Annotated in this window: 26 protein-coding genes; 2 read left to right on the forward strand and 24 right to left on the reverse strand. The window is 44.3% G+C overall.

Features of this window, described 5'->3' with window-relative positions; translation table 11 throughout:
• Positions 1-25: 25 nt before the first annotated feature.
• From MHH56_RS31250 to MHH56_RS31270, 5 genes are all read right to left on the reverse strand, one after another.
• Positions 26-370: an EamA family transporter gene (locus tag MHH56_RS31250; protein WP_339205425.1), complete on the reverse strand. Its 345-nt coding sequence runs from the start codon at positions 368-370 to the stop codon at positions 26-28.
• The gene (locus MHH56_RS31255; RefSeq protein WP_054025487.1) at positions 370-714 is read right to left on the reverse strand and encodes a DUF2304 domain-containing protein; all 345 of its coding nucleotides are present in this window, start codon (positions 712-714) and stop codon (positions 370-372) included. The genes MHH56_RS31250 and MHH56_RS31255 overlap by 1 nt, the downstream gene beginning before the upstream one ends.
• Before the next feature lie 51 nt (positions 715-765).
• Positions 766-1548, reverse strand: coding sequence for a glycosyltransferase family 2 protein (locus MHH56_RS31260; protein WP_339205426.1), 783 nt, complete (start codon positions 1546-1548; stop codon positions 766-768).
• 284 nt (positions 1549-1832) lie between these two features.
• Complete coding sequence (gene trxA / locus MHH56_RS31265; RefSeq protein WP_054025488.1) at positions 1833-2144, reverse strand: thioredoxin; 312 nt, start codon at positions 2142-2144, stop codon at positions 1833-1835.
• A 73-nt stretch (positions 2145-2217) separates the two neighbouring features.
• The gene (locus MHH56_RS31270; RefSeq protein WP_076266281.1) at positions 2218-2637 is read right to left on the reverse strand and encodes an Rrf2 family transcriptional regulator; all 420 of its coding nucleotides are present in this window, start codon (positions 2635-2637) and stop codon (positions 2218-2220) included.
• 303 nt (positions 2638-2940) lie between these two features.
• Here MHH56_RS31270 and MHH56_RS31275 point away from each other — a divergent pair, with 303 nt between their 5' ends.
• Positions 2941-3150, forward strand: a complete 210-nt coding sequence (locus MHH56_RS31275; RefSeq protein WP_076266282.1) for a hypothetical protein — start codon at positions 2941-2943, stop codon at positions 3148-3150.
• A gap of 66 nt (positions 3151-3216) precedes the next feature.
• On the opposite strand, the gene MHH56_RS31280 is transcribed toward MHH56_RS31275, so the two are convergent.
• The 15 genes from MHH56_RS31280 to MHH56_RS31350 all read right to left on the reverse strand — a co-directional run bounded on the left by MHH56_RS31280 (position 3217) and on the right by MHH56_RS31350 (position 16471).
• Entirely contained in the window at positions 3217-3894 is a 678-nt protein-coding gene (locus MHH56_RS31280) for a protein kinase family protein (RefSeq protein WP_076266283.1), read from the reverse strand.
• Between the two features lie 129 nt (positions 3895-4023).
• Positions 4024-4347 carry a multidrug efflux SMR transporter gene (locus MHH56_RS31285; RefSeq protein WP_076266284.1) on the reverse strand — a complete coding sequence of 108 codons (324 nt, stop codon included), beginning with the start codon at positions 4345-4347 and terminating at the stop codon, positions 4024-4026.
• Position 4348: 1 nt separating this feature from the next.
• Positions 4349-4786, reverse strand: coding sequence for a multidrug efflux SMR transporter (locus MHH56_RS31290; protein ID WP_339205427.1), 438 nt, complete (start codon positions 4784-4786; stop codon positions 4349-4351).
• Positions 4738-5343, reverse strand: coding sequence for a TetR/AcrR family transcriptional regulator (locus tag MHH56_RS31295; RefSeq protein WP_339205428.1), 606 nt, complete (start codon positions 5341-5343; stop codon positions 4738-4740). The genes MHH56_RS31290 and MHH56_RS31295 overlap by 49 nt, the downstream gene beginning before the upstream one ends.
• A gap of 156 nt (positions 5344-5499) precedes the next feature.
• Positions 5500-5895, reverse strand: coding sequence for a hypothetical protein (locus MHH56_RS31300; protein WP_339205429.1), 396 nt, complete (start codon positions 5893-5895; stop codon positions 5500-5502).
• 41 nt (positions 5896-5936) lie between these two features.
• Complete coding sequence (gene hisC, locus MHH56_RS31305) at positions 5937-6998, reverse strand: histidinol-phosphate transaminase (RefSeq protein ID WP_339205430.1); 1062 nt, start codon at positions 6996-6998, stop codon at positions 5937-5939.
• Positions 6999-7072: 74 nt separating this feature from the next.
• Positions 7073-7525, reverse strand: coding sequence for a VanZ family protein (locus MHH56_RS31310; protein WP_339205431.1), 453 nt, complete (start codon positions 7523-7525; stop codon positions 7073-7075).
• Between the two features lie 3 nt (positions 7526-7528).
• Positions 7529-8242 carry a metallophosphoesterase family protein gene (locus MHH56_RS31315; protein ID WP_339205432.1) on the reverse strand — a complete coding sequence of 238 codons (714 nt, stop codon included), beginning with the start codon at positions 8240-8242 and terminating at the stop codon, positions 7529-7531.
• Positions 8239-8745, reverse strand: coding sequence for a GNAT family N-acetyltransferase (locus tag MHH56_RS31320; protein WP_076266291.1), 507 nt, complete (start codon positions 8743-8745; stop codon positions 8239-8241). The genes MHH56_RS31315 and MHH56_RS31320 overlap by 4 nt, the downstream gene beginning before the upstream one ends.
• A gap of 152 nt (positions 8746-8897) precedes the next feature.
• A complete protein-coding gene (locus MHH56_RS31325) occupies positions 8898-9500 on the reverse strand; it encodes a molybdenum cofactor guanylyltransferase (protein WP_339205433.1) in 603 nt (200 codons plus the stop codon).
• Positions 9501-9577: 77 nt separating this feature from the next.
• Complete coding sequence (locus MHH56_RS31330) at positions 9578-11251, reverse strand: glutamine--tRNA ligase/YqeY domain fusion protein (protein WP_339205434.1); 1674 nt, start codon at positions 11249-11251, stop codon at positions 9578-9580.
• 126 nt (positions 11252-11377) lie between these two features.
• Complete coding sequence (locus MHH56_RS31335; RefSeq protein WP_339205436.1) at positions 11378-12742, reverse strand: sodium-dependent transporter; 1365 nt, start codon at positions 12740-12742, stop codon at positions 11378-11380.
• A gap of 1071 nt (positions 12743-13813) precedes the next feature.
• Positions 13814-14359 carry a glutathione peroxidase gene (locus MHH56_RS31340; RefSeq protein ID WP_339205437.1) on the reverse strand — a complete coding sequence of 182 codons (546 nt, stop codon included), beginning with the start codon at positions 14357-14359 and terminating at the stop codon, positions 13814-13816.
• A 263-nt stretch (positions 14360-14622) separates the two neighbouring features.
• Entirely contained in the window at positions 14623-15969 is a 1347-nt protein-coding gene (locus tag MHH56_RS31345; protein WP_339205438.1) for a DUF2252 family protein, read from the reverse strand.
• A gap of 19 nt (positions 15970-15988) precedes the next feature.
• The gene (locus MHH56_RS31350) at positions 15989-16471 is read right to left on the reverse strand and encodes a cytochrome c biogenesis protein CcdC (protein WP_339205439.1); all 483 of its coding nucleotides are present in this window, start codon (positions 16469-16471) and stop codon (positions 15989-15991) included.
• Here MHH56_RS31350 and MHH56_RS31355 point away from each other — a divergent pair.
• Positions 16459-16734 carry a hypothetical protein gene (locus MHH56_RS31355; protein WP_339205440.1) on the forward strand — a complete coding sequence of 92 codons (276 nt, stop codon included), beginning with the start codon at positions 16459-16461 and terminating at the stop codon, positions 16732-16734. The genes MHH56_RS31350 and MHH56_RS31355 overlap by 13 nt on opposite strands.
• A 4-nt stretch (positions 16735-16738) precedes the next feature.
• On the opposite strand, the gene MHH56_RS31360 is transcribed toward MHH56_RS31355, so the two are convergent.
• The 4 genes from MHH56_RS31360 to MHH56_RS31375 all read right to left on the reverse strand — a co-directional run bounded on the left by MHH56_RS31360 (position 16739) and on the right by MHH56_RS31375 (position 21282).
• Complete coding sequence (locus MHH56_RS31360) at positions 16739-17410, reverse strand: DUF559 domain-containing protein (protein ID WP_339205441.1); 672 nt, start codon at positions 17408-17410, stop codon at positions 16739-16741.
• A 1049-nt stretch (positions 17411-18459) separates the two neighbouring features.
• On the reverse strand, positions 18460-19914 hold the full coding sequence (locus tag MHH56_RS31365; protein WP_339205442.1) for a catalase: 1455 nt from the start codon (positions 19912-19914) through the stop codon (positions 18460-18462).
• Positions 19915-20083: 169 nt separating this feature from the next.
• Positions 20084-20911, reverse strand: coding sequence for a response regulator transcription factor (locus tag MHH56_RS31370; protein ID WP_339205443.1), 828 nt, complete (start codon positions 20909-20911; stop codon positions 20084-20086).
• Complete coding sequence (locus tag MHH56_RS31375; protein WP_076266298.1) at positions 20887-21282, reverse strand: transcriptional repressor; 396 nt, start codon at positions 21280-21282, stop codon at positions 20887-20889. Before MHH56_RS31375 ends, MHH56_RS31370 begins: the two co-directional genes overlap by 25 nt.
• Positions 21283-21299: the final 17 nt, after the last annotated feature.

Here is a 21299-nt window from a genome sequence, read left to right on the forward strand (position 1 = left end):
GATCCTCCCTAATGTTGAAAGCGGCTTATTTCCAAGCGAGTACGATTACACCCGCCAAAATAATAGCTGCGCCTATCCAGCGCTGCAGCGGTACCGATTCGTTAAATATAAATACAGCTGCAACCAGCGCTATTACATAAGCCAAGCTTTGCAGCGGATAGGCAAGGCTAAGCGGGAGCTTCTTAAGTACGTACAACCAAAGAACGGTAGCAATTCCGTACAAAACAAGTCCCGACCATATATGAGGCGACCACAATAACGATACCCATGTGTCGCCTTTCGCCGTATCCATTTTGTTCATTCCTGTTTTCCACAATAATTGGCCCGAAACAAGCAGCAAAATATTAAGAAACAATATGATATATGCCATTATGAATCCGACCTTTTGCGTTCATGTAGCTCGTGATGTAAAATTCCAAGCTCTTGTGTAAGACGAATAACTTTCTCCGACAATTTGGATACAATGACTGTAAGATGCAAAATAAGCATAATACAAAATAAAATTCCGACTAGAAAAAGCAGCGCCGGCGCATAAGCAATACCAATCGCGTGAGCCAACGTATCAATAATCTGAACGCGTACGGACAATATCAGCATTACTACACCAAACAACAGCCAGAGCATTGAATACTGCTCACGGAGCAATCTCCGGTTAATCAACATAATCAGCACGAACAAAAAAACCACACTTGTGATAATCCACAAGGCTTGCATGGTGTATCCTCCTTAAAGTTTGCAGAGCAAACTCTCATCGTAAACATTTTTCTAAGATTGAACCTCGACTGGCTTTGTTGCTTTCAAGCTGCGAATGAATAGCGACAATGTTACCTTAACCATATAATAAACCGAACGCATCGCATTTATTGATGACGTACCGCCTGTACGTGCTTCCATTACGACTGCTACCTCGCTTGTACGCAATCCGCTGCGATGAATGAGTACGATGGAATCCACTTCTGGATAGTCTGTCGCATAATCGCTTTGGAATACGGCAATCGCACGTTTATTTGCAGCGCGGAACCCTGAGGTTACGTCCAGCACGCGCTTGCGTGTCATTGCAGTAACAATAGTAGATAAAATCTTGATACCGACTCTGCGCGTTGCAGAAGACAAGAAGCCGGTTTGTTCAATGAAACGTGAGCCAATCGCCAAATCCGCTTTCCCGCTAAGCACGGGGTCCAAAATCAAATGAAGCTGCTCCGCCTTATGCTGGCCATCTCCGTCCACTTGAACGGCAACATCATAGTCATAACGGTGGGCATAACGATATCCCGTCTGCATAGCTCCGCCGATGCCCAAATTGGTCGGAAGTGTAATGACAGAAGCACCGTTCGCCTCAGCTACTTCACGTGTACGGTCTTTGGAGCCATCATTGATGACCAGAATATGAGCAGATGGGCAATGTGTCTTCACATCATGTATCACATGGCTTATGCTATGCTCTTCATTATAAGCCGGAATAATGATCAAAATTTTTGAAGATGTCATACCTTGCCGCAGGGACTCTCCGGTAACCGTTTTGTCCTTTTTCGTACTGACTGCGTTCACTACATCACCACTCCATAAATCAAAGTTAGGGCACGCTGCTGCGTACAATTATTTTTAATTCTACTAACTAAATTAGTATAAAGCAACAGATAAGGTTGGTATAATCGCTTATTATTTCCTTAACATTTGCTTAATTAGGTCGATTTTTACATTCACACTTAGTACCTTTTATACCAATATTATCTTACTGAAAATAAGAGTTTCCAGAAAAAAAATATCGCCTGACACCAGTTGCTCACTGATACCAGACGATATTAAGACGGTTATTTATTACAAAATGTTGCTTACATTTGGCCGGAAATTTTTGCTTTCAATGCATCTTTGGATTGTACGCCAACCATTTTGTCAACGGGTTGACCGTCTTTGAACAAAATCAATGTCGGGATACTCATAACGCCGAATTGTGAAGCAAGTTCTGGCTGCTCGTCAACGTTAATTTTAGCAATTACTGCTTGGCCTTCCAGCTCAGCGGAAAGCTCCTCAACGATTGGTAGCTGCATTTTGCAAGGTCCACACCAAGGTGCCCAGAAATCTACAAGGGAAACGCCGTTTTGAATGGACTCGTTAAAGTTTTCTTTCGTCAATGCTACTGCCATTTCAATCATCCTCTCCAAACAATGTGTATGATAAAGGGAATACCCGTCTCACCGTTAAATGAAACATCATTTGCTAACCGCATGCGTGAATTTGCTTCAACACATCCTGAATCGTAATCGCGCTAAAATGACTTTCCAGCTGCTTCTCCGCTGTACAAAATATGCCGAACATCACTTGATTCATATTCGACCCAACAACACAATCCATCTCTGGGTTGCCCGAGCACCAGCTCGGAATTAGCGAGCCTTGTGCCATCACGCGATAGATATCGGCAAGTGTTACCACATTCGGATCAATCGTCAGCCTATAGCCGCCTCCTGAGCCTTCACGGGTATCTACATATCCACTGCGGCGCAAACCACCCATTACCTTGCGAACACGAGCAGAATGTGTGCCGACATTCTCGGCGATCATATCGCTGCTAGCCATTCTTTCCGGTAAATAAGCCAAGTAAACGAGACTGTGTACGGCAATCGTAAATTCGCTGTTCACTGTTTAAGGGCCTCCCTGCTTTATACTGTAATTTTATCCGTTACAGTTAAGTTTGTCAATAGGTCAGGTCACCATCTCGCTTTCTTAGGATACGGCAGGAGCAATCACGTTATTCCCCAACAGATTTTGGATTAAAGGCAAATGTTTTTTTGAGTTTTCTGTCATGTTTGAAGGCTTATGCTGAATAAATATGAAAGGTGCATCCTTATTTGATTTGAACGTATAAGAAGACATTCAAATCCAATGGGCACATGGCTTCCTACACTAGTTTTACAATGTAAAACTTTAAGGGGGTGACGCATAATGGCGTTATTTTGGAATCGATGGGTAGTCATTCGTACGGAAGGGGGTTCTAGATCGGAGCTCATAGACCGATTGGAAGCTCATTTCAAAACTAATGGATTGAAAACCAAAATCACCATTGAGGGCAATTCCTTGAAACGGATTCATGTGCTTAAAAAGGATGCCGATCTCGCCAAGACGCTGCTGGACGCGTTTGACGAGGAGCATTAAGATGTGCGGCAAAGCTTTGCCAAGCAGCGGCACCCTTTCAGGGCAGCCGCTGTTTGTGCTGCTTCCCTAGGACGAGCGTCCCACTACGGATGAATTCCTCATAAAACGATAGCCCTTACGAACGCCGTTCAGCACCCATTCGGGAACCGGAATCGGTTTTTTGGATAGAAAAGGCATGTAAATACGATTGTAGGCTTTCTTCAAATCATCCCACATCGTGCACGGCTCTTCCTTCAAAAAATCTGAAATATCAAGCACGATACCCCTTCCATCCTTAATCATTACATTTTTTCCATGCACATCATGCGGGAACAAACCGCGGGATCTTGCATACTCCAATGCTTGATCAATATCTTCTATCGCCTTTTTTGGTATTGCTGCTCCATCAATGATGCACTGATATAAAGTTTTTCCCTTTAATCGCTTTAAAATCAAATAATAATGGCCTTTATATTCTCCGGCATGATAACAAGTTGAAAAGGCAGGATGCGTGCCAATTCGCCGGTAAACCTCGCATTCACTCTCCCAGCCGTCCCGGCCTGGCGCATAAACCTTCACAGCTATATCCGAATAATCCTGATGTGTAAATACGCCTGCGTAATTGCCCGCCCCAAGCAGTCTCCAACCGCGCGGCGTCTCCGCTACCCGGATTGGATTTGTGGGGTCAACGCTATCAAGCACAAGCTCCGAGAGCAATGACTGCTCCATAAGAGCAATAAACGTATTCAGCTGCTTCTCCTCCATAGTAAGTACTCCTCTTCTCCCTATCTACATACATGCTTTCCTTTCATTGTAAGACCAGTAGCTGCAAAAATAAAGACCGCACCAAAAAGCTTTACAGCCCTTTTGCGCGGTCTCGCTTCGAATTTGATCCTAATGGCCTCCACTTACTACTTTCAGCCCGATAACGCCTGAGATAATCATAGAGAGAAACAGCATCTTGCGCCAATTTCTCGACTCTCCAAAAATGACCATACCTAGCACTACGCTGCCTATCGAGCCGATTCCGGTCCATATCCCATATGCCGTACTAATTGGAATCGTCTGTAACGCTTTAGATAAGAAGAAAAAGCTCACGAAACCAGCGCCAATCGCCCCTACCGTCCCCTTCCAGCGTTTAAAGCCATCAGAGAGCTTCATGAAAGTAACGCCGGCGACCTCACCGAAGCCTGATATGATTAAAAAGACCCATGCCATTTTATGAACCCACCTTATCTTGTTCTATGTTGGTTACAGCCTTTGGTGCTTTGTCAGGAGCTGGCTTGTCATTTGACACAAGCTTAAGTCCAACTATGCCCCCTACAAGCAATGCGATAAAGAACAAACGCCAAAAATCAGCCGGCTCATTCAGTATAATGATACCTGCGAGAACAGTGCCTACTGTTCCAATTCCCGTAAACATTGCATAGGCAACGCCAATCTCTATCGTACGCATCGCGCGGGCAAACAGCATAAAGCTTATGACAAGCAGCACCACTGTTATTATGCTTGGAACAAGCACTGTAAAGCCCTCCGAATATTTGAGGCCAAACGTCCAGCCTACCTCAAGAAACCCCGCTAATAATAAAAAGACCCATTGCATTTTGTTCAATCCTCTCTCGCTGTCATCGTCCAAATCTGCCATAATGATTGCCACACCATTTGCTTCCTTTTCTCAAGCAGCTCTTTTCCATATATTTGATTCTCAACAAGGATGCCATCTACACATACATAAAAGGTAGCAATTAACCGTTCCGTCTCTTCCAGGTTAAACAACCCTTGTGACGCTCCCTTTTCCAGCACGCTAATAATTCCCTTGTTCAGTTCATACTCATAGCGCAATAAATCTTGATTGAGCTGTTCGCGCAAATGGCGCGGCGGTACAAGCATCGTTTTCTTCAAGAAAGCTTGACCCGTCGTTAAATGAGTGAGATCAGTAAAAAAAGTAAACAGTCGATGTACTTGCTCCTTAATCGGCGCCTGATCCATATCTTGAAGAAGCTCTATAAACTGATTATGCTCTTCAACAATCATTTCCTGAATGAGCTGCAAGAACAGTTGTTCTTTCGATTTATAATGTGCATATATGGACGGCGTCTTAATGCCCACTGCCTTAGCAATTTCTGACAAGGATGCCCCCTCATAGCCTGATTCTGCAAACATCGTCAGCGCCGCCAGCTTTATTCGTTCCGACGTTGTTAATTCAGCACTCATGTCATTCCCTCCGATCCGCCTTCGTTCCCCTGCCTAACGAACGTTAGTTTTTACAAATTTTAAAATGAAATAATCATTTAGTCAAGATGAAAATAACTATCATCAAATAAAGCCATGCATGCTCCCCTTCATTGGAGATCATACATGGCTTTATTGTTATTGCTTTGATGCTTGGCTATATTTCTTCCAAAGCGTAGATCCTCCATTAAAGATCATGCCGAGTGTAATGCCAAGCAGCGTAACGATAACGTTCAAAATAAGGCAGTAAACAAGCAGCAGTCCAAAATCGACCGTATTGTCCGAAAGAGGAAGCACTTGGCTTAGTATAAATGCGAGAAGCACGCTAAACGGGATCCAGAACAAAAATATGAAGATCGGAAAGTACCAATGCTGATTTCGAAAAAACTTTACGATCGGCAAAGCGAACGCAATAATCATAATCATGCAAATGATGTAGCTCTGCTCCACAATCCCGCTATAATAATAAGCTGTATATAGAAACACATTACTCACTGCAGCATAGATGGCACTTAAAACTAGTACCAACCGCATCGACCGCCGAAACAACAATTGCTCCTTCGTAACCTCTTCCATTACTCGCCTACGATTTCTTGGAGTGCCCGAATAAAGGCATCCATTTCTTCATCCGTTCCGATGCTCACCCGCAAATATTCATTAATCCGAGGTTGATCGAAATATCGGACCAGCACGCCCTTATCGCGCAACTGCACAAAGATGTCCTTAGCTGCTATCGTTTTATGCGAAATGAAGACGAAGTTTGCCTTCGAGTCTGTTGCAGCAAAGCCGAGCTCCTTCACCTGCTCCGTTACACGTTCTCGTGTAGCAATGACCTTCTCCGTCGTATCTCGGAAATAAGCGTCATCCTCAAGAGCAGCAATGGCGCCTGCCAAAGCAAGCCGATCCATCGTATAGGAATTAAATGAATTTTTGATTCGATTCAATCCATCAATCAACTCCTCGCTGCCAAAAGCAAAACCAACGCGAAGGCCAGCGAGCGAACGGGATTTCGAGAGTGTTTGAACGACAAGCAAATTCGGATAGTCGTGAATAAGCTCCACTGCTGATTGTCCGCCGAAGTCAATGTAAGCCTCGTCGATGATAACAACCTGATCAGGATTGCTTGCAAGCAATGTACGAATATCCTCGAGCGGAAGCAATTGAGCCGTTGGCGCATTCGGGTTCGGTATGATGATACCACCGTTGTCCGAATGGAAAGCTTCGACTTGAACGTTAAATTGCTCGTCCAATGCGATAAGCTCTGTTTGCAAGCCATATAACTTCGCATACACCTTATAGAAGCTGTAAGTAATATCAGGGAACAGTACCGTCTTAGCCGGATCAAAAAAAGCTGCGAAAGCAAAAGCTAAAATTTCATCAGAACCGTTGCCCGCAAACACTTGCTCTGCTCGCAATCCGTAATAGGAGGCAGCTGCTTTCACGAGCCCTTCGCAAGTAGGATCAGGATATAGCCGCAGATCAGCATTAGCTGCTCCTTTGATCGCATCAATTACCTTCGGAGATGGCGGGTACGGATTCTCATTCGTATTCAATTTGATATACGTCTTATCCTTAGGCTGCTCGCCTGGAACATACGGCACCAGTGAAGCAGTGAGCGGACTCCAAAATTTACTCAATGACAATTCTTCCTTTCGTAATCGATATTTCTATCGCTTCTTTTTAATTATTTTAACATTAAAGGATTTGTTAATTACAGAGTCCGACGAACGACAAGCCTAGTCATCAGCAGCCCAAGCAGCGCGCCAAACGTATTAAGAATAATATCGTCAATGTCGAAGCTGCCCACCCGCGTCAACATTTGAGTAAGCTCAACGGCTGTAATCAACATAATCGTGACCATTGTCAGTCTAAATACTTTCAAGTACTTCTTATTTAATAAGGGCAGAAATATGCCGATCGGTATGAACAAGACAATGTTTCCGAATAAGTTTTTGAACCAAATGTCAGGGTTGAAATGATCATAATGGATGATATATTTTTTTATCGTATAAAGAGGTACCAGATTATAGTTATACCCCTCGCCAAAATAACGGCCACGATGAAATAAAAGCCAGCACATGATCAAGGTGTAGAACAAAGCAATTACGGTAATCAACATATTCAGGAGAGAGCTTTTGAATATGGCTTTCGAATGCCCGCGCATCCCTTACAATCTCCAAGGGACAGAATACACGTTAAACTCTGCCGCTCCTGTAATCGCTAGTCCGTTAAGCTGGTGTCCTGTTGCACATCCTCCGTCAACGCCAATCTTCCCTGCGCCAAACCAAACATCTGGTTTTCCATGAATATCGATGGTTTTTGTATGGCCGAAAATAACCGTTTTGTTTACATTGGTCGGCCTCTCAAGGAATGGTTGTTTTATGTAAAGAAAATCTCTGGCAGGCTGCTCTTTCCAATTCAAGTAATTCGGATTAAGACCCGCATGTACATATATAAAGTGTTCATCCTCATGATAATAGGGCAGGTTGTCCAGAAAAGTCATATGATGCGCGTAACGCTCCTGAACAGCTATTTTGGCTTGATCGATAACATACTCAATCGGACCTTGCTTAATGCCAGCATAGCTCTCTGCGGTTTGCCTGCCGCCATGGCCGGTAAACTTAAGCAGTGCCTGCTCGCTTCGCTCCAGCATAACATCAACGAGCCTCTCGTCGTGATTGCCTTGAATGGCGATTGCTCCATCCTTTTGGACTAAGCCGATGACCTGCTCTACCACTTCTCTGCTTTGCGGTCCCCGATCAACGAAATCACCAAGCAGCATAAGCTGATCCTCGCCGGGACAATAATTCATACGTTCAAGCAAATCATTAAAAGGTGTATAACATCCATGAATATCACTAATCACAAGCGTTCGCTTCATATACGCCTCCCCGAGATCACCAGATCTCTTTCTACACCGTCCAGTACCGCTACCTTAGGCAAATGACCCCAAACCTCAAATCCAAACTTACGAAGCAGAGCGAGGCTCGGCTCATTATGTCCAAATACAAAACCAAGCAGCGTATTTATTCCCAAGCCCGGACTTGCCTCAATCGCTTTCTGAATCAGTACCGTTCCAAGACCAAGCTTACGGTATTCTTCCGCTATATAAATGCTTATCTCGGCAGTCGCATTGTAAGCCGGCCTGCCATAAAACGATTGGAAACTAAACCAAGCTGCGATTTCCCCTTCAATCGTTAATACCCATAGCGGCCTGAAATCAGGAGAATGGTCATCAAACCACGCTTTTTTGCTAGCTACAGTAGCTGGCTCAAGATCAGCCGTCACCATTCTGCTTGCAATTGTTGAATTATAAATATCAACAATACGCCCCAGATCACTTAGCTGCGCATCGATAATTTCATATTTGAGTTCTTTGGTCATACCTGCCACCTCTTACCCTTCTACTTCTAGATGGATGCTGCTTTAAATAGGCCTATTACAACTTTGACAAATTATATCACATCGCTGAATGTTTAAGCATCTATGCTGCATGGTAGATTCCGTCTAATTCCGCCTATAAAGGGCGAGCTTCTTCAGTCCCCTTGTCCCTGCCTATACTTGTTATAATCTTCAGGCGTGTTGAGATTCGTAAAAACAGATACACCATACTCCTCTGGCAGAGAAACCTCGATGGTCTGAAGCCTGCGCAGTAAACCCATGAGACGATAATCTTGATTCTCTAGCGCTTCTTCTATTTGAATGGCAATGCTAGCATGATAGAGTGCATGAAAAGGCTGGTCAGACGCATGGATTACGTCTACCCCTTTTTCCACATGAGTCATTAGCTCAGCAAGCAACCCTTCGGACAATTGCGGCATATCACACGCCATAACAAATACATAACCCTCTGCAATCATGGACAAGCCCGCGTGCATTCCCGATAACGGGCCGCATTTTGGATAATGATCCGTCACGAAGCTTACCGACTCTCCTAATTCTTCAAGGCTTTTACGATAAAACTCTTCACTCTGAGGCGTTCCTACTGAGACAACTACATGCTGCACAAGCTCTGTTAGCTGTTGTACGAGACGATATAGGAGCGGTTTGCCTTCAATAAGCAGCAGCGCTTTGTCATCTCCCATTCTCGTGCTTAAGCCTCCAGCTAGTATTAAGCCATAAATATCATACTTCGCCATCTTCTCATCCCCCTCTAAACAGAAAGAAAGCCTGCCGAGCACTCAGGCAAGGCAGGCTTGTATTATTTTTGACGGGTTTACGCCTTGGACGGATCGAACGAGCTCTTTAATGAAACGATTCGGTTGAAGGCAAGCTTCTCATTTGTTGTATCCTTCGGATCTACATTAAAGTAGCCGTGACGGAAAAATTGGAATTTATCGCCGCCCACAGCATCTTTCATATTAGGCTCAACAAAGCCTTGCAATACTTCAAGTGAATTCGGGTTGATGCATTCCATGAAAGGTTTGCCTTCATCTTCCGCTTCGCTCGTAATGAGCGGTTCAAACAAACGGAACTCAGCAGCTATCGCCTGAGAAGCTTCAATCCAATGAATGGTGCCTTTCACTTTACGTTCATTAAAGCCGGATCCGCTCTTCGTCTTCACGTCATAGGTACAGCGCAGCTCAATCACATTGCCCTCTGCATCCTTGATCGCCTCTTGGCATGTAATGAAGTAAGCATGTTTTAGACGCACTTCATTGCCAGGGAACAGACGGAAATATTTGTTCGGAGGATTTTCCATGAAATCATCCTGTTCAATGTATATCTCACGCGAAAACGGAATTTGACGGATTCCCATCTCTTCGTTTTCCGCATTATTTTCGGCATCAAGCAGCTCGGTTTGACCTTCTGGATAGTTTGTAATGACCACTTTAAGCGGACGCAATACAGCCATCGTACGAAGTGCCTTCAGCTTCAAGTCTTCTCTTATAAAATGCTCCAGGTTGCGCTCATCCACTAGGCTGTTGCTTTTCGATACACCGATCTCACGGCAGAAAGCACGCAGCGATTCCGGTGTATAGCCTTTGCGGCGCAAACCGCTGATCGTTGGCATACGCGGATCATCCCAGCCGTCTACTGCCCCTTCATCCACCAATTGCTTCAGCTTGCGCTTGCTCATAACGGTGTTCGTTACGTTCAGGCGGGCAAATTCATATTGATGCGGTGTGGAAGCCATCTCACATTCAGCTATCGTCCAATCATAGAGTGGACGGTGGTCCTCAAATTCCAGCGTACAGATCGAATGCGTGATGCCTTCAATGGCATCGCTTAGCGGGTGAGCATAGTCATACATCGGATAGATGCACCAAGCATCTCCTGTACGGTGATGATGCGTATGCGCAATGCGATACAGCACAGGATCACGCAATGTGATGTTCGGTGATGCCATATCAATTTTTGCGCGCAGCACCTTTTCGCCGTCCTTAAATTCGCCTGCGCGCATGCGTGCGAACAAATCAAGGTTTTCCTCTACTGTACGGTTCCGATACGGGCTTTCCTTGCCTGGCTCTGTCAACGTGCCGCGATACTCGCGCATTTGCTCAGCTGTCAGATCACATACATATGCTTTGCCCTTTTGAATAAGAAACACCGCACGATTGTAAAGCTCTTCAAAATAATCGGAAGCAAAGCGAAGGTCGTCCCATTCGAAGCCAAGCCAGCGAACATCCTCTTGGATGGACTCTACATACTCAGTATCTTCTTTTAACGGATTCGTATCGTCAAAACGCAAGTTTGTCTTGCCCTTGAATTCATCAGCCAGCTCAAAGTTCAAGCAAATCGACTTGGCATGTCCAATATGCAAATAGCCATTTGGCTCTGGCGGAAAACGAGTGACGATTTCTTTCACTTGGCCGCTCTTCAAATCTTCGACTACGATGCTTTTTATAAAATTCGAGGATGAGGACTTGTTATCTACTGCATTCTCCATCTGCGACCAACCTTTCCCACGGAAAATATTTATCCTCTTATAATACACAAATTCCCGTCAAATTATAATACTTAGTATGTATCAGCCACTTTCAGAGCATGCTCCCGAGCCTAGCAATCCAGAGCACTAGAACGAAATAATGCCGGAAGAATAAAGAAATACGAGCAATACCAGAATTGGCGCCACATAACGCAGCATGAATAACCATACTCGCAGCCACCATGCAGACAAGCCTGACTCCTTAGCTCCGCCTTTCCATACATACCCGACAAATATAGTAACGACTAGTCCGCCAAGCGGCAGAACGATGTTTGTGCATACAAAATCAACCCAGTCAAAAAACGACTTCCCGCCAAACGTAAGCCAAGGTATTTTGTCACCAAGCGATAACGCCGATGGCACCCCAATAACGAAGCAAAGAATGGATAACAAAATAACTGAAAAGCTTCGGCTCCAGCCAAATTTCTCGCGAACGAAAGCAACCGGCACCTCGAGCAGTGAGATGGTTGAAGTAAGCGAAGCAAAGGCGATCATTACGAAGAACAGCCCTCCAAACAGCCACCCTAACGGCATCGCTGAGAATGCTGCAGGCAAGGCTACGAATACGAGACCAGGGCCTTGCGAAGCCTCGAGTCCAAATGCGAAGGTAGTAGGGAAAATAATCAGTCCTGCAAGAAGTGCATAAACAATATTGCCTGTACCTACTGCTGCTGTTGCTAGAGAAAGCGACTGCCGTTTATCCACGTACGCCCCATAAGTAATAATGGTACCCATGCCAAGGGAAAGGGATAGGAAGGCATGGCCAAGCGCTACGAATGCAGACTCCGCTGTCAGCTTGCTAAAGTCAGGCTTTAGGAAAAAGGCTGCGCCTTCGCCGGCTCCATCCAGAAACATAACACGCACACAAAGTACAATGAGCAGTACAAGCAGCCCTGGAATAAAAATTTTATTAACCTTTTCAATACCTGCCGATACACCTCGAATAATGATCAGGCCCGTTAGAAGCAAGACGATGAATTGCCAGAATACCGGCATCCAGCTTCCATTAAGATCACTGAACTGCTGCGCAAAATCATTATTTTCAAACAGCTGCCCTGTAAAAGACAGCATCGCATAATGCAAAGTCCAGCCTGCGACTATCGCATAGAACGACAATATAACGAACGCTCCCAAAATGATAATAACGCCGAAGCCGCTCCACATCTTATGCGCGCCCAGCCGCGTGAACGAAGAGGACGCATTGCCGCGGCCGCCTCGACCTACTGATAGTTCCGCTAGCAGCACCGGCAGACCTACTAACAGCATGCATATAAAAAATAGAAGAAAAAAGGCCGCTCCTCCATATTTACCTGTAATATACGGGAACCTCCACATGTTGCCGAGTCCGACCGCACTGCCTATTGCCGCCAAAATAAATCCTGAGGACGTAAACCGCTCCCCTGTACCGCTCTCCTCGCTTTGTGAGGCTCCTTCTTGTTTTTGATCCTTCATAAGCCATTCCTCCTGTAGTAATCTAAGCTGTCTGCGACTTATCTATTGCTCCGATGGGTAGTATAACCTTTTTCAAAAAATATATCTGCAAGCGCACGTTCTGAGCCGTTATAGTTTCATTTGAAAATCACACAATCCAACAGGCTGGAATGTGTATTGACGATGGTTACTTTGTGCTTCGCCAATCATCAGAATGGTGTCACGAACGGCATCATAAATCAGCATATTTCACACTGCCTCATTGCCGCTCCGTTTTCACTTCTATTTATTCATTTGATTCTAGTTAACAGGACTGAATAACTTTTATTTTTGCATATATAAACCTTTTTAAACGTTGATTCATCCACGTACTTGTAATGCATAAATCCCTATATAATAAAGAAATATATTGAATTCGTAAAAAGTTTTATCTGAATATGATTGCATATTTACAACTTTAATTCGTGATCGAAAAATGCTCGAATATCGAATTTTAGATATTTAGGACCATCAAAAAATGGACAGAAACGATTAATCGTTTCTGTCCATTTTCAACTTCTATCTTATATTAATTTAATAGATGATAAGTACGATATTTTCAAATGAATTGCAGTGTAGTAAGGCACAGTATGAAGTGCATGATGAACCCAACAATTAACTCTTAAACTGAGGTTAGGCCAATCACATTTTGCTTAATAGACGCTGTGTGAACGTGTAGTCGCATCCGTTGTTCTCCCAATTAAAAACCCATCTATTGCTCGTTGTTCACTCTATCAAAACCTCAGCAATTACCCGTTGATTTTACGGCATTGCGTTAGCATATTGATCTAGCCTCGCACATCTCGTTGTCCGTAATGATCCTACTTTATTCTATATCACTTCTAAGAACCATCCGATTCACGCATATAGAAGTAAGCTTTGCATTCACTTCCAAAGGTCGAAGTATAGTCCTTCACATCGAAGAATGTTTGGTTATAAGGAAGCTATTCGTCATTAGACGCCAGTCTTACCTACAAAACGACTAAAACAACCATTAAATGGGCTTTTTTTCGCCCGGAAGCCGCATCTATTTCATTTTTAAGTGAGGGAGCACTATAGCAGCTGCTCGATATTAGCCTTCATATCGGAAGGTTCATCGGTCGATTCGAACCGTTTTACGACATTGCCTTCACGGTCAATTAGAAATTTAGTAAAGTTCCATTTGACTGAGTTGCCTTCGAGGTAATGAGGCAGCTTCTCCGAAAGGAAAGCATTGAGCATTTTACCGCTAGGGTTGCTTGTATCAAAACCTTGGAAAGGCGCATCTTCCGTTAGCTGCTTGAAAAGAGGATGAGCGGTCTCGTCCCGTACATCAGTTTTCTCAAAAAGAGGGAATGTCACTCCGTAGTTCAACTGGCAAAAGCTTTGAACATCAGAGTTTGCACCCGGCTCCTGCTCGCCAAATTGATTACTTGGAAAACCAAGAATCTCAAGGCCTTGGTCTTTATATTGTTCATATAGTTTTTGCAAATCCGCGTATTGTGGTGTAAAGCCGCATTTGCTTGCTGTGTTGACGACAATTAGCACCTTCCCTTTATATTGTTCCATGCTTTGTTGTTTACCATTAATGCTTTGCAGCTCATGTGAGTAAATGCTCATTGTTTATTGCCTCCTCTAAAATATGTGAGTTATAATAAATTAAATTGTACACAATTTAATTATTACATAGAATACCATGCAAAACAAATGAATGTCAAACCTAAAGCCTTTATAGGAAAAGCGAAGCATGGTTCTAAAACCGATAATCCAGTCTTTATATGTAATCCCCTACGCTGACCACCGTTTTTTTATAGCTGCTACGCAAAAAAAAAAAAGACTGCTCCTCTTGCGAGTTACCTCGCACCTCAGTGCAGTCATATTATTTATAATTGCGATTGCTTCTTTCTACTGCCCAGCCATTCCGTGAACAAAGCATAATCCTGCTCTACTTGATCCGCGTAGGACAGCGCCCAATTGGCAATTGACGTGCAAAAAGCATCCTCGTCATTGCCCATCGCCTTCACAATCTCAATCTCACTGTGATACGCGAGAATCCCTTGCGCTACATCGGCATCCGCCCGCGCATGCATTTTTGCAGTCAGCCTGCCCATGCTCGTCGTAACCGACAGCAAGTCTCCAGCCGTATCAAGCGCTTCTAGCTTAAGCCGCTTCTTATATGGTGATCGCTCACGCACATAAAACTGCCGCTCTCCAATAGATAGCCATCCAAGATACGGGTCTGCCTCATGGTGCATCGCTCTCTGAGTCATGGTGACGCGCTGTCCCTGATGCTCAAACATAGACCAAAATGTCTCATCATAAGGCATAAAATAAGCTGGAACTGGAACGCGCACTTCCTTTACCTCAAGCACGATATCGTCCTCGCCTTGTGCATCTTCGCCTGCTTCAATCAGTACATAGTATCTATCGAGCCCAATAGATGCTGTCCCCGAGCCATGCTTCACTGCAATATCCTTTACCTGAAAATGACGCAATTCTTCTGAGTCATCGGCTTTGACGGTATCTAAATACATCGGCCATGCTTGCAATAAAGCCTCACGTTCTTCGTCAGTCGGAGATACAATTTCATCTGTCGTTGCAAACTGCCTATGCTCCTGTACGAGCGCCGTAACCTTTTCAAGGAAGTGCTGATCCTTGCGTTTTTGCAGTTTTTTGAGCAGCTTCTTGACGGGACCTTCCGCACGCTCAATATCAATCACATAGGTGCCAGGGTCATCCTTGCCCTTTGCGAATCGACGCATCTGCTTGGAATAGGCCTGTAGATAAGCTTCAACCGCGCTAATCTGATTAGCATGGGTTTGTCCTTTAAGCCTGCCGACGAGCGCTATACTTACCGACATTCGCATCAAATCATACAAATACGAGCCCAGATAACCTTCGTCAAAATCATTCACATCATAGACGAGCGTACCTTGCTCATTGCGGAAAGCACCAAAGTTCTCAAAGTGCAGATCGCCCTGAGCCCAAGTGGGACGCCCCTCTGGCGTGTGATAAGGAAACCAAATTCGTGATGCGTCAAAATAAAACAAATAAGCGCTGCCGCGAAAAAAAGAAAATGGCGTTTCCGACATTTTAAGATACTTTTCTTCACGTTTGCCGCGCTCAAGCTTCATTATTTTTTGATCAAATTCTTGAAAAATCGCAGATAGTGTCCGTCTTCTAAGTTTGCTCTGGGTCAGCTTCACTCGTTCTGTCAGCTTCGAATCCATACATTCTCCCCCATTCAACTTACATTTCTACTTTTTGCAGTCTCATATAATCACTAATCATAGCCAAGCGCCATGGTAGAATCATGCCAAAAGCGAGCAAATAGAAAACCGCCCCGGTTTGCGGAATCGACATATATTGCTCTACGACACTATGTAGAGAAAGCCTGATTATGAACAGCGTCAGCATAATAAATACAAACGCCTTAGATCGTCTGACATAGATTTCCGACTTCACGCGTTCCAAGCGGGTCGTGACGATTAATGGGAAAGCAAAGATCAGCATGCCGGTCAAAAAAGCGGCTAACCCCCAAAACCATGGAATATGCGTCTGGGAAAAGGCAAACATGACGAAGCCTGTTGCCATGCCTAACGGCGGTATGATGATTTTGCGCAATGAGGTCGGCCGTTTACCAGCGCGCATACGCAGGATAATAAGTGTAAGACCGGCCAGAGCTGATATGACGATGGAACCAACTTGAATCACTTGCGTTGACAGCAGCACCGCTAATTACCCCCGTTTTCATGGTGTGGATGCCCTATTTTTATAATCGCGAAAATGCTCTTAATCCTTTACAAGGCAGCAATAAACTACTCTTTATTCCATCGTACTTCAAAACCATAAACATCGCAAACATACGCTATTTTTTTAAGCCTATGACCGTCTATGGAAGCTTTTCTTCTGATCTAAAAGTTCCTCATTTTCATTTAGCTTCATGGAAGCTGCGATGTAAGAAAGAAGCTGAAGCCGGTCGCAATAATGATTGAACCATTAATCCAGAAAATTAAGAAAGTCATGAGCGAGCTCATATCCTACGACTCGTTGTCGATCGCCACGATAAAGAGGGATAAGCCCTCCTTTTGAGCATAACTTTTTCAATAAATTTACTGCTGTTTTATGATCAATACCAAAATGGCGCTCCACATCCTTTGGCCTGATTAAATGAGCCTGTTGAACTGCAAGCCGTATAGTTTCTTTCTCTGCTAGTTGAATTCGTGTTATTGGTGCTCGCCTAGCCTGGTACCTGCTCATCACCATTTTAAGCATGGTCATACATATCTCAGGGTTTTTCTCAACATCATCATAAGCGTAAGAGATGACCGGATAGCCCATCGCATGCAAAAAGGTTTCGCGGTTTAGTTCATGGCAATATTTTTGTCGATCCATGTCTCTAACATGAGATGCAAATCCTTTGATCTCAATAATGAGCTTTACAGTACCCGAAAACCAAGCAAAATCTGCAAAATAGGATCTGCCGCGCCAATCCAACACTTCATACTCAGGATGCAGGTTTCGAAAATCTCCACACAAAGGCCACCAGACAATACACAAAAATTTGGATTCCGCATGTCCATGTCCTCTTTCCAGCCTTCCGCGACGTTCCCCTGGCCTTTTATCTAAATGGTATTGAATAAATGTGCGATGCGCCTCCTCATAAGTCACCTTCAATCATCCCCTCTGGAAAATAGAAAACGTCCCGTCACCACTCTAGAGTGAGTGGTAACGGGACGTTCTTCGTCTCTTGTCATTGATTATAAGGCATCTGGAATCATAAGAATAGTGTTGTTCTTGCATTCTTTTTAGCGTTATATCAACCTTATCCGTTGACTGAAAGTCCAACCTTATCCACCTCATATAAACGATCAGTTGGCATGAAACGCAACTAAAATGCTTCCTCAACTTGTCTCCTCAAAAGAAAAGTAACTTAGCTGGAATATGTACCGCTATTTCACCCTTTTTTACGGAAAATAATAATTTAACAGGAATTTCTCCTGTTAATTCAGTCCATTTCAGCGGAATTTGCTAATATCCAACAAATTAACGGGAGGCTTTCCTTCTAAATGACTAAAATCAGCCGAATTAGTAAAATTAGATGGAGATTTTCCTGTTAGTGTTAATTGATGTTGAGTGATTTGGTTAAAATGAACGTAACCTTCGCATAAGAAATGTAACTTACTTGCCTCCATAACTTGTCTCCTCAAAGAAAAGTAGCTTAACTGGAATTTCTACCGCTAATTCACACTTTTTTACGGAAAATACTAATTTAAGAGGAATTTCTCCTGTTAATACTGTCCATCTCAGCTTAATTTGCTAATATCCAACAAATTAACGGGAGATATTCCTTCTAAGTGAGCAAAATCAGCTGGATTAGCATAATTAGCCGGAGGTTTTCCTGCTATTGTTAGTTGATATTGAAAGAATTGGTTAGTTTGTTTCGTGGGTTCGTGGGTTCGTGGGTTCGTGGGTCGGTTCAATAGTTCGTAGATTGTTGAGTAGAGTACTGGGTGTTTAAAAGTTTCTTCATTTTTAGTTAAATCGCTCGTCTTGAATGGGTTAATCATTTAAGATTGACCGATTGTGGTTTCTCGTAGTTGGAGGTTGCTTTTAAGCTTACTCATGGCTTCAAGTGGATTTAAGAATATGTAGATGGGAAACCCAGAAACACGCATATTCAGCGTGCTTCTGTCATCATGTTCCCGTTTGCTTTTGAATTAACTCTGAGGTACAAACTTGCGGATATCGACGCCCAGCGCTTGCGAAAGCTTCATGCCTAGTTCGCGATCAGCTCGGAAGAAGTTGCAGATGGCGCGGAGTCTTATATCATCGTTTGTTTGCTCCAGCTCACCAGTCAAATTGGCGATTAGGTTTGCTCGTTGTTCTTCAGGCAATGAGCGATAGCGCTCGCCCGCTTGAGTGAAATCGTCAGTTTTGTCGATTTTTTGGCGGCCAGCCTGTCCCTGAAGAGGTACATAAGAATCCCCGTTAGTCTTTGCTTCCTTTGGACTCTCTGATGAGCTATTAGGTTCGTAATTCACTGGAGAAGGATTTGCATGCATTGTCATTGCACCATCTCGTTGATAGTTGCGAACAGGTGCATACGGGCAATTTACTGGAATGTGCAGGTAGTTCGCTCCAAGGCGGTAGCGCTGAGTATCCGGATAAGAGAACAATCGGCCTTGCAGCAATTTATCCTCCGATGGCTCGATTCCTGGTACAAGTGTGCTTGGCGAGAAAGCAGATTGCTCAACCTCAGCAAAATAGTTTACTGGGTTGCGGTTCAACGTCATCGTGCCTACCTTTTGCAACGGATACATATCCTCCGGCCACACCTTCGTTGGATCTAATGGATCAAACGCATACCGTTCCACATGATCGACAGGCATAAGCTGTACATGAAGCTCCCATTCTGGGAAGTTGCCAAGTTCAATTGCATCATGTAAATCACGTGTCGCATGGTTAAAGTCTTTGCCTTGCATCACGCTAGCTTCAGCTGCTGTAAAGTTTCGTACTCCTTGCAGCGACTTCCAATGATATTTAACATAGGTCGGTTTACCATCATCATTAATCCATTTGAAGGCATGAACGCCGAATCCGTCCATTTCACGATAAGTAGCAGGCGTTCCGTCATCGGAGAACAACCAGGTGAGCATATGCGTCGATTCTGGGGAGAGCGTCATGAAATCCCAGTAGCGCGCAGGCTCTTGGACATTCGTATTTGGCGCCGGCTTGAGGGAATGCACCATATCAGGAAATTTCATCGCATCTCGAATGAAAAATACCGGCAAATGGTTTCCAACAAGATCATAGTTACCTTCCTGCGTATAAAATTTTACCGCAAAGCCGCGTGGGTCGCGCGCCGTCTCCGGCGAGCCTGTTCCGTTAATAACCGTTGAAAAGCGTACAAATACAGGCGTCTCTACTCCCGGCTCCTGCATAAAAAGAGCCTTCGTATGATCCTTCATACTAACTTCCGTACGAAATACTCCATGTGCGCCTGCTCCCCTAGCATGCACGACACGCTCTGGAATACGCTCCCGATCAAAATGCGCAAGCTTCTCAAGCAAATGGTAATCCTCTATTAGTGTTGGTCCACGCTGCCCCGCTGTGCGCGAGTTTTGATTATCGCCAACCGGCGTGCCTTGATTCGTTGTCATATAGTTTTCCATGATAGCACCTCATCGATCATTTTATATATTTAGACTTGATCTAAATTCATAAAACAATCTTATCGAATCAACGGTCAACTGTCATGAAAGCCTAATGAATGAAAAATGAATATTTCATGAACCACAGCATGCTGGTGAAATTCATTACCTAAAATGATGCACTTACCCCTCAGTCACGAATATCCGCTATCCGGTAGCCTACACCACGCACGGTAACTATATATTTTGGCGCTACGGCGCTATCCTTTAGTTTTTTGCGCAAGCTCTTAATATGAGCATCCACCAAGTTGCTGCCTCCATAGAAATGCAGCCCCCAAACGGTATCGAGCAAAGATTCACGCGTTAGAACGGAACCGTCTGATGTCATGAAATGCAGAAGCAAATCATATTCCGTCTTCGTAAGCTCAATTCGCTGCCCCGCCCGATCAACGGTCATTTTTTTGAGATCAACTGCAATATCCTTAAACACACGAATGTCGCTATCCGCCTTCGCAGCTGCTGCTGGCTTATTCAGAAGCATACGGTTGATTTGTTTTATCGCTTGCTCAGGTTTAGCCGGCCAGACTAGCAGCTCAGATGCGCCAAGGGCAAAAGTTTCACGGCTATCATACGATTTTTGATCCATTAAAATGAGGACAGGAACCGCATGCAGCTCAGCCGCTTCTACCAGTTCTGCACCTGCTTGCAGCGTATGGCTCGCGGCAGCTTGAGCTACAGGAATCGCATCAAATACGAGCAGCTCTGGCTGCAAGCTTTGGAGCATGCTTTTATTGAAATCATGCAATGAAAACACATCAAAACATTCGGATGAAAGTGCGACAAGCAGGCTTTTGACCCTCTCTGGAAACGGACTAATAATCATGACCCGCTTCGTGATCGAGCAAAGCATCCCGTTTTGCAGCAGCTCTTCCTCTGAATAGCCAGCGGCTGCACTCTGGTCGAGCGGCATGCCCTCGTTCATATAATCGTTGTTCATTGTGGTTGTTTCGTCGCGCATTGATCACAAACCCCCTCTAATACAACTTGCACATGCTCGATTTTGTATTTCGTCTCCAAAGCGACCTTCTCCATCCACTCACTCGGCAAGTCGGTCAATACTTCATCCACGCGCCCGCATACAGTACACACGATATGCTGATGTTCATCCGTCCGAGCATCATAGCGGCTAACTGTTTCTCCAAGCTTCAATTCTCTAATGAGACCCACGTCTGTCAAATACCGCAATGAGTTGTACACGGTGCCGTAAGCGAAGTTGAAGCCTTTGCCCCGAAGCCGTTCAATGACATCGGCCGCCGTCGGGTGATCATGGGCTTGCTGCACAACTTCAAAGATGGCCTTGCGCTGTATCGTTAAGTTAATTTTATTCATAAAAAGATCATTCCTTT

Origin of the sequence: Paenibacillus sp. FSL K6-3182, from assembly GCF_037976325.1 — a bacterium.
Taxonomy (GTDB): domain Bacteria; phylum Bacillota; class Bacilli; order Paenibacillales; family Paenibacillaceae; genus Pristimantibacillus.